This is a genomic window from Flavobacterium sp. CG_9.1, assembly GCF_015751645.1.
Classification (GTDB): Bacteria; Bacteroidota; Bacteroidia; order Flavobacteriales; family Flavobacteriaceae; genus Flavobacterium; species Flavobacterium xanthum.
This window is the reverse complement of sequence record NZ_JADOVC010000021.1, coordinates 25954-38345: the sequence shown is the minus strand read 5'-3', so window position 1 is coordinate 38345 and position 12392 is coordinate 25954. Positions and strand designations below refer to the sequence as shown.

12 protein-coding genes are annotated in these 12392 nt (G+C 33.7%); 7 read left to right on the top strand and 5 right to left on the bottom strand.

Annotation, left to right across the window (positions count from 1 at the left end):
* Nucleotides 1–196 precede the first annotated feature (196 nt).
* From IWX83_RS11935 to IWX83_RS11915, 5 genes are all read left to right on the top strand, one after another.
* Entirely contained in the window at nt 197–850 is a 654-nt protein-coding gene (locus IWX83_RS11935; RefSeq protein ID WP_196829904.1) for a DUF4331 family protein, read from the top strand.
* Nucleotides 851–915: 65 nt separating this feature from the next.
* Entirely contained in the window at nt 916–1470 is a 555-nt protein-coding gene (locus IWX83_RS11930; protein ID WP_196829902.1) for a DUF4331 family protein, read from the top strand.
* A 95-nt stretch (nt 1471–1565) separates the two neighbouring features.
* Complete coding sequence (locus IWX83_RS11925) at nt 1566–2861, top strand: lipopolysaccharide assembly protein LapB (protein ID WP_196829900.1); 1296 nt, start codon at nt 1566–1568, stop codon at nt 2859–2861.
* A gap of 3 nt (nt 2862–2864) precedes the next feature.
* Entirely contained in the window at nt 2865–5078 is a 2214-nt protein-coding gene (locus IWX83_RS11920) for a TonB-dependent receptor plug domain-containing protein (protein ID WP_196829898.1), read from the top strand.
* 142 nt (nt 5079–5220) lie between these two features.
* Complete coding sequence (locus IWX83_RS11915) at nt 5221–5808, top strand: glutathione peroxidase (RefSeq protein ID WP_073354050.1); 588 nt, start codon at nt 5221–5223, stop codon at nt 5806–5808.
* A gap of 173 nt (nt 5809–5981) precedes the next feature.
* Here IWX83_RS11915 and IWX83_RS11910 read toward each other — a convergent pair whose 3' ends face one another.
* A complete protein-coding gene (locus IWX83_RS11910) occupies nt 5982–6932 on the bottom strand; it encodes a tRNA-dihydrouridine synthase (protein WP_196829896.1) in 951 nt (316 codons plus the stop codon).
* Nucleotides 6933–7053: 121 nt separating this feature from the next.
* Nucleotides 7054–7551, bottom strand: a complete 498-nt coding sequence (locus tag IWX83_RS11905; protein ID WP_073354053.1) for a GNAT family N-acetyltransferase — start codon at nt 7549–7551, stop codon at nt 7054–7056.
* 96 nt (nt 7552–7647) lie between these two features.
* Here IWX83_RS11905 and menD point away from each other — a divergent pair, with 96 nt between their 5' ends.
* Complete coding sequence (menD, locus tag IWX83_RS11900) at nt 7648–9309, top strand: 2-succinyl-5-enolpyruvyl-6-hydroxy-3-cyclohexene-1-carboxylic-acid synthase (RefSeq protein ID WP_196829894.1); 1662 nt, start codon at nt 7648–7650, stop codon at nt 9307–9309.
* 66 nt (nt 9310–9375) lie between these two features.
* The gene (locus IWX83_RS11895; protein WP_196829892.1) at nt 9376–9717 is read left to right on the top strand and encodes a DUF2853 family protein; all 342 of its coding nucleotides are present in this window, start codon (nt 9376–9378) and stop codon (nt 9715–9717) included.
* A 151-nt stretch (nt 9718–9868) separates the two neighbouring features.
* Here the strand turns inward: IWX83_RS11895 and IWX83_RS11890 are convergent, their stop codons facing one another.
* The 3 genes from IWX83_RS11890 to IWX83_RS11880 all read right to left on the bottom strand — a co-directional run bounded on the left by IWX83_RS11890 (nt 9869) and on the right by IWX83_RS11880 (nt 12359).
* Complete coding sequence (locus tag IWX83_RS11890) at nt 9869–11221, bottom strand: M28 family metallopeptidase (protein WP_196829890.1); 1353 nt, start codon at nt 11219–11221, stop codon at nt 9869–9871.
* 147 nt (nt 11222–11368) lie between these two features.
* Entirely contained in the window at nt 11369–12115 is a 747-nt protein-coding gene (locus IWX83_RS11885; protein WP_196829888.1) for a hypothetical protein, read from the bottom strand.
* The gene (locus tag IWX83_RS11880; protein ID WP_196829887.1) at nt 12099–12359 is read right to left on the bottom strand and encodes a hypothetical protein; all 261 of its coding nucleotides are present in this window, start codon (nt 12357–12359) and stop codon (nt 12099–12101) included. Before IWX83_RS11880 ends, IWX83_RS11885 begins: the two co-directional genes overlap by 17 nt.
* Nucleotides 12360–12392: the final 33 nt, after the last annotated feature.

The following is a 12392-nucleotide window of genomic DNA, read 5'->3' as shown; positions in this document are numbered from 1 at the left end:
CTTATTTAAAAATACTCGATTTTATCGAATTCAAGACAGTAAATAAAATAAATTGAAAATAATTGTATTTTTTTTAAGGATGTAAAGCATTGAATTGTAAATACTTAATAATTAAATTGATTTTTTTTTATGTTTTAGAAAACCAAATCGGAAACTATCCCGTAAATGACTTTATAACCTTTTAATTTAAAACAAAATGAAAAAAACAAAAATGATTTTAGGTCTATCGCTAGTGGCGGTTTCGGGCTTAATTTTAGTAGCAGCGGATCACATTGATGCTCCCGCAACAATGTCAGGAGACGCAGGAGATATTACGGATGTATATGCTTTTCAAGGGCAAAACACGAGTAATTTAGTATTTGCAGTAAACACACAAGGATTGTTGAGTCCTAATGCTACTGGTGCTGCTACATTTAAAGACAATGTTATGGTAGAAATTAATATCGATAACAATGGGGACAATGTTGAAGATTTAGTGATTCAAGCAATTAAGAGAGACGACAAGATGTATTTCTTTGGACCAGTAGCTCCAGGAACAACCGGAACAACAAGTACAATTAAAACTACTGCTGCTTCAGGAAATGTTACTATATCTCAATATGGTGCAACAGCTTTAACAGCGGAACAAAACGGAATGAAATTTTTTGCAGGACCAAGAGATGATCCTTTCTTTTTTGATTTAGGTCAATTTCAAGCAATTCTTGGAGGAACTGCTACAGGATTTAATAATCCAGGGAAAGACACATTTGCAGGAACTAATGTAATGTCAATTGTAGTAGAAGTTCCAAAAACAATGTTGGGTTCATCAAGCACAATAAATGTTTGGGCTGAAACTAAGAAAAAACAATAATTAATTTTATTTAAAAAAGTAATAAACATGAAATCGAAAATTACGATTTCTTAAATACAAACATCATGAGTAAAACAAATAAATTCAAAATTATAACAATCGCACTAGTTGCTGCAGTTGTTTCAGTAAATTGTGATAATGACGATTCAAACGGTGATTCTTCTGTAAGCCTTGATTTTTCAGGAACTTTTGTTCAGCAAGATCAAATGGCAAGACCAGCAATCAATACGGTATTCGTTGCTTCAGGACAGCCTAAAGATGATTTTAATGCTGCTATTCCTTCGGCTATGGGAGCAACCTATCAATCTGTTTTTCAATCTAGATTATTAGCTTTAAATCCGGCGTATAGTACAAATGCTTTAGGTCAAACCGCTGCACAGCTTTCTGGTCTTTTGGCGACAGATGTATTAGGAGTATCTAAAACTGCACCAACCACTTTCTTTGATGGAACTAATGTATTAACAGGAAGAGCTTTGGCAGATGACGTTATCGATGTTGAATTGCTATTGATTTTTGGTGGACCTACAGGTGTATCTAATCCAACGCTTACCAAAGATAATGTGAATTCAAATGATAAAGCATTTGGGACTTCTTTCCCGTACTTAGCTTCTGCTTGGTAATATTTATCAAAAAAAGCAGAGCGGTATCCATAAGAACTATTCGCTCTGCTTTTTTTTAAACAAACAAACAAACAAACAAACAAAACAATTAGAGTATGAAAACTTTAAAAACAATATCATTTTTAGTTTTTACAATCGGTTTCCTATTCGGTTGCGAAACTAAATCAGAACAAATTACAAAAGCAGACGACTATAATAAATACTTGACTTTAAAGGAAAATAAATCATTGACTTTTGCTCATAATGAAATCGATTATTGGCAAAAAAAATACGATGCGGCGCCAAACCAAATGAGTTACTTAAGTCAGCTTGCAGCAAACTATAATACCCTTTTTGAACATACCGGTGATGTTAAGAATCTATATAAAAGCGAAGAATTATTGACAAAATACAATGAATCTAATCAATATTCAAGGGTGTCAACCATTCGTTCTTTATCTCGCAATTATATTTCACAACACCGTTTTAAAGAAGCGTTGGTATTAGCAAATAAAGCATTACTCATAGGCGAAGGAAAAAAAGAAACTCAAAAATTATTGTTCGATGTTCAAATGGAATTGGGAAATTATCCTAAAGCGGTTAAAAATTTGAATGCCATAAGGGACATGAATAGTTTTGATTATTTAATTCGTTTGGCAAAATGGAACGATCATAAAGGGGATTTGGAAACTGCCATTACTTTTATGGAAAAAGCAAGAGATATTGCTGAAAAAGAAGATAATAAAACACTTAAAATTTGGTCCTATTCTAATCTAGGAGATTTTTATGGACATGCTGGAAGAATTCAGGAATCGTATGAAAGTTTTCTAAAAACATTAGCATTAGACCCTAACTATTCCTATGCGTTAAAAGGAATTGCTTGGATTGTTTTTTCCAAAGAAAGAAATGCTAATGAAGCAAATAGAATTATTGATGCTATTGCCACCACTCATAATAAGCCCGATTTTTATCTGTTGAAATCTCAAATTGCCGAATTTAAAGGGGATAAGGTCAATGAAATAAAAAATAGAAACGCTTATTTTTCTATGATGGAAAAAAATAATTATGGTGCAATGTACAATAAATACAATGCTTTGATTTATGCTGATGATAAAGAAACGGCTTCAAAAGCATTAGAAATTGCTAAAATTGAAGTTGCACATAGACCTACTGCTGATTCCTATGATTTATTGGCTTGGTCCTATTTAAATATAGGTGAAAATAAAAAAGCATTAGAAATTGCTCAGAATCATGTGGTTGGAAAATCCTTTGAACCTAAGGTACAATACCACTTGGCCATGATTTATAAATCAAATAATTTAGCACTTAAAACGAAACCTATTAAGGAAGAATTACTGTCTAGCTTGTATGAATTGGGACCTATTTATGAGAAAAAGGTAAACCAATTATAACGGATGAAAAGTTTTATATTAGTGATGATTACCCTTTTTGGGTTGTCTTCTTATGGCCAAATCCAAAAAGGAAAAGTTTTGGATCGCGATGGAAATCCTGTTGAGAATGCTTATTTAGTTAACACCAATTCCGGAAGCCATGCGCACACAAACGAATTTGGAATGTTCAGTTTGGATAAAACGGTTGTTGGAAATGTGATTAAAATAACGGCTTTAGGATATAAAAAATCAGATTTCACCATTACTTCAATGGATGATACAATTATTTTGGAAGATGATATTTTTAGATTAGATGTAATTGTTATTCAACCCAAACTATCAGCTATGAATGTCATTTCAAAAATAGATTTGCAAACGACACCGGTAAATTCTTCGCAAGAAATTTTGAGAAAAGTACCAGGATTATTCATTGGGCAACATGCTGGCGGTGGAAAAGCAGAACAAATATATTTGAGAGGTTTTGATATTGATCACGGTACTGATATTGCCATTTCGGTAGATGGAATGCCAGTAAATATGGTATCTCACGCACATGGTCAGGGTTACGCTGATTTGCATTTTGTAATCCCGGAAACGGTAGAAAAAATAGATTTTGGAAAGGGCACGTATTATGCCAACAAAGGGGATTTTGCTACGGCAGGATACGTTGCCTTCCAAACTAAGGATAAAATTGAAAAAAGTAGTATTGGTGTCGAAGTTGGACAATTTAATACGCTGAGAACGGTGGGGCTTTTTAATCTTTTGGGCAACCAAAAAACGCAAAGTGCTTACATTGCCACAGAATATATCCTAACAGATGGTCCATTTGATTCTCCACAAAATTTTAGCAGAGTCAATTTATTGGGTAAATATTCTGCTATTCTGAAGGATAATAGCAAATTTTCAATCTTGGCCTCTCGCTTTACCAGCAAATGGGACGCTTCTGGTCAAATTCCGCAACGTTTAGTTGATAATGGAACGATTTCAAGATTTGGCGCAGTTGATGATACTGAAGGAGGAACTACTTCTCGAACCAATTTTAATGCAAGTTTGAGTAAACCAATTGATGAAAATACGTTCTTAAAGGCAAATGCTTTTTATTCCAATTATCAATTTGAATTGTATTCTAATTTTACTTTTTTCTTGGACGATCCAATTAATGGCGACCAAATTAAACAGAAAGAAAACAGAGATATTTATGGAATGAATGCCGAGTTAAACAAGAAAACAAAATTAAATGATATTGATGTATTGTTGCAATTTGGAGCTGGTTTTCGTGCTGATGCAACAACAGATACGGAGCTTTCACATACTTTGAACAGAAGAACTGTTCTTGAGAATATAAAATTAGGTGATATCGATCAGTCTAATTTGTTCACCTATTTGAATTCTGAATTCAACTTTGGAAAACTGATGATAAACCCAGCGATTCGATTGGATTATTTCAAATTCAATTATCAAGATAAATTGATGGACAATTACAAAACACAATCGGAATCGAAAGTGAAATTTTCTCCAAAACTGAATTTTATTTATTCGCAGAATAATAATTTACAATTTTTTGTAAAATCAGGAATGGGTTTTCATTCGAATGATGCACGCGTAGTGGTTCAAAACAGTGGAAAGCAAATTTTGCCAACCGCGATAGGAACGGATATTGGAACCATTTGGAAACCATTTCCAAAGTTAATTGTAAATTCTGCATTATGGTATTTATTTTTAGAACAGGAGTTTATTTACGTGGGAGATGCTGGAATCATTGAGCCAAGCGGAAAATCAAGACGTATGGGAGCAGAGTTAGGACTGCGTTATCAATTGAACGATTGGTTGTATTTTGATGCTGATGCAAATTATACGTACGCCAGAAGTATTGATGAACCAAAAGGTCAGGATTACATTCCTTTAGCGCCAGATTTCACGACGACAGGTGGTTTGAGTTTCCAGAAATTGAATGGTTTTTCAGGAGGAATCAGATATCGTTATTTGAAAAATCGTCCGGCAAATGAAGATAATTCCATTGTTGCCAAAGGTTATTTTATTTCCGATTTAAATGTTAATTATCAATATAAGAATATCAATTTCGGAATTGCAGTAGAGAATATTTTTGACACGGCATGGAACGAAACGCAGTTTGCAACAGAATCCAGGCTTCAAAATGAGCCTGAAAGTGTCGAAGAAATTCATTTTACTCCAGGAACGCCTTTCTTCATGAAAGGAAAGATTACCTACACGTTTTAAATACCACATTAAGATTTGTTGTTTATTTGTTTGGAGGCCTGGCAATTCATAGTGTCAGGCTTCTTTTTTATTTAACTACTGTTTAACTAAAAAACACTTTTTTAAAACAAATATTTTTTTAATTTTATAAAAAATTTCAATTATGAAAAAACTTGTATTTGCAGCCACCTGCACTTTACTATTATTTAGCTGCCAAAATCAGGCACAACCTAAAAAATCTGAAACTACCATGAAAACTCCAACAATAACAAAAGAAACCATTTATCAATTTAAAGTTGAAGATTTATCAGGTAAGAGTTTTGATTTTGCATCTTTAAAAGGCAAAAAAGTAATAATAGTAAATACTGCTTCAAAATGTGGTCTAACTCCACAGTATAAAGATTTAGAAGCTATTTATAAAGAATATAAGGACAAAGGCTTGGTAATTGTGGGTTTTCCAGCTAATAATTTTGCTTCACAGGAGCCAGGAACTAACGAAGAAATCGCTACGTTTTGCCAAATGAATTATGGTGTTTCTTTTCCTATGATGGACAAAGTATCTGTAAAAGGAGAAGATATGGCGGCTATTTATCAGTTTTTGACACAAAAATCTAAAAACGGACTACAGGATTCTGCCGTAGAGTGGAATTTCCAAAAATACCTGATCAACGAAAAAGGAGAATTAGAAAAAGTAATTTCGCCACAAACATTAGTAACTGATCCTGAAGTAATGAACTGGATCAAAGCCTAATTATATTCTACTAGTTCTATAAAAAAAATGAGATTTTCAGCAGCTGAAAATCTCATTTTTTTTATGGACTAACTAAGAATTTAATATTTGTCAAATGATAATCACTAACACATTAAGTACTGGTAACACTCGTTGCTTAATTATTCATAGTTTCTTAATCGTTTATTTTTGAATTAGAATTTTTCGTTTTTGAAAATATCTGCGACAGCTGCTTCATAATTCCGAATACTTTGCGCTTTTTTTATTTTCTTCAAAACTTTATGCGGATTAGAAAATGTAGCAGAGAAATATTCCCATAAGTGATACATTTTTAGTAATATATGAGTAGATCCGGAAAGTGATTCACTATAAATAGAATACAAAGTATTGTGAAACGTACTGAATAATTCTATTTTATTTGTAGGATATTCTGAAGTATTATTTTTTATCATGTTAGGTAAAAAAGGATCCGAAATTAATCCTCGTCCTATCATCCAGTGATCAATAGTTGGAAATCGTTCTTGCATTTCATGAAACTTAGCCACCGAAGTTATATCACCATTGTAATATAATTTATGTTTGGTGTTATCAACACATAATTGAAACGCATCTAAGTTTACACCACCTTTATACAGTTGTTTCCCAATACGCGCATGAATCGCAATATTTTTAATAGGATACGTATCTAAAATAGGTAAAACGTCAAGAATTTCTTCACTGTTTTCATAACCCAAACGCATTTTCATAGACACTATAATGTCAGATTCAGTATGTGCTCTGTGAAGAATGTTATTGATTTTTTCGGGATTGCTGATCAAACCAGAACCCATACCAGATTTGGTGACCATAGGATACGGACAACCTAAATTCCAGTTTAATTCTTTATAACCCAATTCTCGAACATATTTAGCCACAAATAAAAATTCATCGGCATCATTTGTTATCACTTGCGGAATAACCTCTAAATCAAGATTGTTCTCCGGAAGAAGGTCACGCTCGTATGATGGTTTGATCACCATCTTTCCGTTTAAGCGAATATATGGTGAGTAAAAGGTATCAATACCGCCAAAAAGTTTGTTTTGTGCGTTTCTAAAACGAAAGTCGGTAAATCCTTGTAAAGGCGATGAAAGAAGAGTAAAGCTCATAATAATTATAAAGTCGCAAAGATACACTTTAAAATCGCCTCAATTTAGCTTCTGTAAATATTTCAATCCTATATTCTCAACAATTAATTTGTGCAAATTTGTGTAATTTGTGGTAAAAAAATCACTCCAAAATCAATTGCATGAAAACGGAACTCAACCAACGATCAAATTTATAGCCAGATTCTTTGATAACGCCAACGGTTTCAAAACCAAATTTTTGATGAAAAGCGATACTTCCTTTGTTTTCGGAGTCAATAACGCCAATCATAGTGTGGTATTTTTGTTTTGTTGCCAATTGAATTAATTCAGCCAATAATAATTTACCAACGCCTTTTCCTAAAAATTCATCCGCAACATAAACAGAATGTTCCACTGTAAAACGGTAGCCTATTTTATGACGAAAAGTGCCATAAGTTGCATATCCAATCGTTCCATTTTCAGTTTCAGCGACAATTACAGGTAAATCATGGGCTAACTTGTCTTCAAACCACAATTTATGGGTTTCAAAATCACGTGGCTCATAATCATAAATCGAAGTACTGTTCAGTATTTGGTGATTGATGATTTCCAATATTGTATCTAAATCGGTAAAAACGGCAGGTCTTATTTTGATTTCCATGAAGCATTTATTTTCCTTCAAAATTAAGAAAAAAGAGCTAAAAATAAAGCAAAAAGCCTGGCAAGTTTGTAACTTTGTTTCTTTGAAACTAAAACAATGATTTACCCCAAAATACCTTTAGCACAAAGCATTATTGAAATTTGTTTGGCCAAAGGAATCACCACCATAATTATTTCTCCGGGTTCTCGAAATGCCCCGCTTACAATTGGTTTTGTAAACAATCCCGCTTTTCAATGTTACAGTATTGCTGACGAGCGTTCGGCTGCTTTTTTTGCATTGGGAATAGCCCAACAAACCAAGCAACCCGTGGCTTTAGTATGTACATCGGGTTCTGCTTTACTAAATTATTATCCGGCTTTTGCGGAAGCATTTTACAGCCAGATTCCTATGATTGTGATTTCGGCAGACAGACCGCAAAGCAAAATTGATATTGGCGATGGACAAACGATTCGGCAGGAAAATGTATTTGAAAACCACTCTTTGTACAATGCTAATTTGCATCAGGACGTTTCTATCGAAAATGATTTAAAAATCAATGAAGCCATCAATAAGGCTATCACTCAAAAAGGTCCCGTTCACATCAATGCGCCTTTTGAAGAGCCTTTGTACGAAACCGTTTCGGAGCTTTCAGTCGAAGTGAAAACCATCGCTTCCGCAAATGTGATTCAGACGATTTCCATTGAAGACGTTTCAGAATTTGCAACGATTTGGAACAATTCCACTAAAAAAATGATTTTAGTTGGCGTAAATGATCCCAATGCTATTAGCGAAAATATAATTGAGGCTTTCGCCAAAGACGAGTCGGTTGTAGTCCTGACAGAGACGACGTCTAATTTGCACCACGCTACTTTTATCAATAATATCGATACTATAATCACGCCTTATACCAACGAAGATTTTGAAAATTTTCGTCCGGAAATCTTAGTAACTTTTGGAGGAATGGTAGTTTCAAAACGCATCAAGGCTTTTTTAAGAAAATACAAACCAAAACACCATTGGCATATTAACACGTTAAGAGCATATGATACTTTTGGCGCTTTGACCCAACATTTTGAAGTAGACCCAAATGTGTTTTTTGAAACTTTCTTACCACTTACAAACGCAATAAAAAGCACTTATTTCAATCAATTAGACGCCGTAAAAGTGCTGCGAAAGCTAAAAAGTGATATTTATCTAGACAAAATTCCCTTTTCGGATTTTAAAGTTTTCGAAAAAGTGATAGAAGGTTTACCAAAGAAAAGTCAGTTGCAAATAAGCAATAGTTCAGCTATTCGATATGCGCAATTGATAGATATTGATCCGTCAATTGAAGTGTATTGCAATCGGGGAACTAGTGGAATTGACGGTAGCACCTCTACGGCTATTGGTGCGGCTGTTGCCAATGAAAAACAAACCGTTTTCATTACCGGTGATATTGGATTTTTATACGATAGTAACGCATTATGGAACCATTATATCCCGAAAAATTTTAAGATTATTTTGATTAATAACGGTGGAGGAGGAATTTTTAGAATTTTACCCGGACATGAAGAAAGTCCTGTTTTTAATACCTTCTTTGAAACTTCACATTGTTTAACGGCGGAACATTTGGCTAAAATGTACGGTTTTGAATATACAATTGCCAGCGATGAAGTGAGTTTAGCAATAAGTCTAACTGCTTTGTATGCTCAAAATGAAAAACCAAGTATTTTGGAAATTTTCACACCTACATTAAAAAACGATAGTATTTTGCTTCAATTTTTTAGGGAATTGCTTTAAATAGTATGATTAATTGTTTAAATTTGAGTGAGTTATAATAATAAACCAACAATTAAACTATTATTTATGAGCGCAAGAGACGAATTAATTGTAAAGTATGCTGCCGATTTGAAAGACAAATGCGGTTTACATCCAGATATGGATTTATTGACAAAAGTAACTATTGGTTGCGGTCCGTCAATTTATAATGATGATTCTGCTACGGTAGCTGGAAGTCAGCAAGCCGAAATGGATACAGTAAAACACAATTTTCTGATTAAGAAATTAGGACTTACAGATGGTCCAGAATTAGATGCTGCAATAGATGCTGTCATGGAAAAATACGGTCGCTCTAACAGAAATAAATACAGAGTGGTAATTTATTATTTACTGACAACTCACTTCAAAAAAGAGAGTGTTTATAATTAGTATTTAAGTTGTAAATAGTAATCATAAAAAAAGCGTTTGCCTCAGGCAAACGCTTTTTTGTTTGATGTTTTATTGAACCTTTAAGAAATTAAGTTGCATCAATAAAAACAAAATTTTCTACATAGCTTCAGGGTTTAAAATCTTCTACTATTTAACGTATTGGTATCGGGAAAACGGGTAAACTGGAATGCCCTAATGCGTCAACCGTTTGTACAGCAAATAAAAAGTTATCTTTTGAATACGGAATTTCAGCTTTAGTGTCTTTTACAAAAATTGCTTTTTCCCAGTGCTGAGACGATGTCTCTCTAATAAGGATATTATAGCCATAAACTGATTTTCCTTCGGGAGCAGTCCATACTAAAGTGGAGAAATTAGTAAGGTCTTTTACTTCAATTCCAACATTTGTTGGAGCTTTTGGAGACCAGGCTAAGTTACTGAAAGTAGCCAAATTAGAACAGGTTACCTTCTTCATGTATTCAAAGTCCATAAATTCAGCAAGATCACCATATTGGATGTTGTTTTCTTTTCGTACATCTTGATGTTGGTGATCGTAGTTTTCATTCATTTCACAAAAACGAATCGCTGTAAATCCATTTTGACTGAAAGGAGTATGATCGCCACCACGCAAGAAACGGTCGTTGCGATACACTAAATTAATGTCTAATTGTTCTACATATTGATTGGTCACTGTTTTGATATATCGAGCCAATTGTCTCGATGGACTGTCATTATCACGATTAGTTGCCTTGCGCATTTTTGATTCGGCTTCCGTTTCTAGGTACGGAATAGCTTCGCTAAAAACGCGAACTCTGGTGTTGTCTCTTAGCATCGTTCCGCTAGACAAACTATTTCCAATCATGTCATTGTTGATCATCGCAACTACATTCCATTTTCCATCTTTGGCAACATCGGCTAAATGTTTGGCTCCGTATAATCCTTGTTCTTCGCCTACAACAGCTACGAAAATTAAAGTAAAAGGAAATTCTCTTTGGCTCATTATTCTCGCAAGTTCCATCATGGCAGCTACTCCGGAAGCATCATCATTGGCACCAGGCGCATCTGATTTGGAATCCATAACATCAGAAGCTCGCGAGTCTAAATGGCCGCTAATAATTAGTACACGATCATCTGTAGGATCAGTTCCTTTTAAGGTCGCCATGACATTTCCCAGCTGGCTGTCTGTGGCAATACGTTTTCCATCGGCTTTGATGGTGAAAAAATCAATAACTGAAGTCAGTCTTCCACCAGATGCTAAAGCATATTTGTCAAATTCTGATTTAACCCAGCGTTGCGCTGCGCCAATGCCACGCGTGTTACTTTTGGTATCACTTAAAGTGTGTCGAGTTCCAAAAGAAACCAATTTTCGAACCGTAGCTTCCATGTTTTCCGATTTTACTTCGGCAACCATTTTTTTTATTTCGGGATCATCGACTGTGGTTTGTGCGTAATTGGTATGAGAAATGAACAGTAGTAGGAACAAACAGAGAATTGAGGTTGGTTTCATTAATTGTTTTTTTTTAGTTTCCTCAAAGTTAGTAAAAAAGAAAGTATAAGCGAAATTGAGTTTTAGGAATTGTTTAATTTAAGATAGGTAAGATTAGTTTTTTATTTAAAATAGAATTGATTGTTAATGTCTGTCAAAAAATCTTTATCAGAAATCAAATTTATTGTAAACATATTCTTCAAACCAAAATGGAAGATTCTCCGTGTGAAATTTGAATGCTTTCCCTTGATATACTTCGGCTAGTAAATCCATTTTTTTTCCTGAATTATCAAATAAAAAGGCGCGGTCAACAGTTTTTATAACATCAGCAATGTTTTCTAATGTTTTAAAATATCTTTTTCTAATTTTAGCAACATCTACATTATGTCCACCTTTTGCCACTCTTAGTTTAACTCGGTCTATATTTTTTTCATAATCATCAGTGCAAATGAAATAGAGATATGTTTTGAATCCCAATTTTTTAGCTGTTTCTAATTCTCGAAGTTTTGAGTTATCACTCATTACACTCTCATAAGAAAAAGATTTTTGTTCCTTTACAAGTAAATATCTAATGAACGCTGCGGTAAAAGCGGCTTCGTAACTGTTGGTTTTTTTGGGTTTATTGACAATGAAGTTTTCAGCTATTGTAATGTCTATTGAATAGCTTTCTTTTATAGCTTTAGCAAATAATGACTGACTGTCATTTAAAGAGCTGAATATTTCTAAATCTTTTGTGGTGACTTTTAATCCAAATTCAGACAAATCAATTAATCCTTTTGTTTGAAGAATTTTTTCAATTTCATCTGCATTTATAAAAATACCAGAATTGTAGGTTTTACTTATTACTGAATATAACGATGTTTTTCCAGAGCCGTTTGGACCCGCAAAAACTCGAATTCTACTTTGACTTGACATACAAAATAGTTCCTTTTTTTATTTTTAGAGAAGATCGCAAAGGAATAATTTTTAAGTTTTCTATATCACCGTTTGCATTTTCACGAACTACTTTGTTTCCTCTTGTATAAGTAAAAGATAATCCTAAGGCTCTGTTTTCTCTTATGGCTTTAGCTACCGCCTGTTTGCCAGCTAAAATCAAATTAGAAACTTCTTTAGTATCAGATCTAAAAACAATTTTTTTATCCAGCTTTTCTTGTGACATGGTGTATAATTAAATTATACTAACAAATATAAT

Excerpts from the sequence above, each read along its gene's own strand:
- IWX83_RS11935 (WP_196829904.1), top strand. The coding sequence starts at position 197 with ATGAAAAAAACAAAAATGATTTTAGGTCTATCGCTAGTGGCGGTTTCG.
- IWX83_RS11930 (WP_196829902.1), top strand. The coding sequence starts at position 916 with ATGAGTAAAACAAATAAATTCAAAATTATAACAATCGCACTAGTTGCT.
- IWX83_RS11925 (WP_196829900.1), top strand. The coding sequence starts at position 1,566 with ATGAAAACTTTAAAAACAATATCATTTTTAGTTTTTACAATCGGTTTC.
- IWX83_RS11920 (WP_196829898.1), top strand. The coding sequence starts at position 2,865 with ATGAAAAGTTTTATATTAGTGATGATTACCCTTTTTGGGTTGTCTTCT.
- IWX83_RS11915 (WP_073354050.1), top strand. The coding sequence starts at position 5,221 with ATGAAAAAACTTGTATTTGCAGCCACCTGCACTTTACTATTATTTAGC.
- IWX83_RS11910 (WP_196829896.1), bottom strand. The coding sequence starts at position 6,932 with ATGAGCTTTACTCTTCTTTCATCGCCTTTACAAGGATTTACCGACTTT.
- IWX83_RS11905 (WP_073354053.1), bottom strand. The coding sequence starts at position 7,551 with ATGGAAATCAAAATAAGACCTGCCGTTTTTACCGATTTAGATACAATA.
- menD (WP_196829894.1), top strand. The coding sequence starts at position 7,648 with ATGATTTACCCCAAAATACCTTTAGCACAAAGCATTATTGAAATTTGT.
- IWX83_RS11895 (WP_196829892.1), top strand. The coding sequence starts at position 9,376 with ATGAGCGCAAGAGACGAATTAATTGTAAAGTATGCTGCCGATTTGAAA.
- IWX83_RS11890 (WP_196829890.1), bottom strand. The coding sequence starts at position 11,221 with ATGAAACCAACCTCAATTCTCTGTTTGTTCCTACTACTGTTCATTTCT.
- IWX83_RS11885 (WP_196829888.1), bottom strand. The coding sequence starts at position 12,115 with ATGTCAAGTCAAAGTAGAATTCGAGTTTTTGCGGGTCCAAACGGCTCT.
- IWX83_RS11880 (WP_196829887.1), bottom strand. The coding sequence starts at position 12,359 with ATGTCACAAGAAAAGCTGGATAAAAAAATTGTTTTTAGATCTGATACT.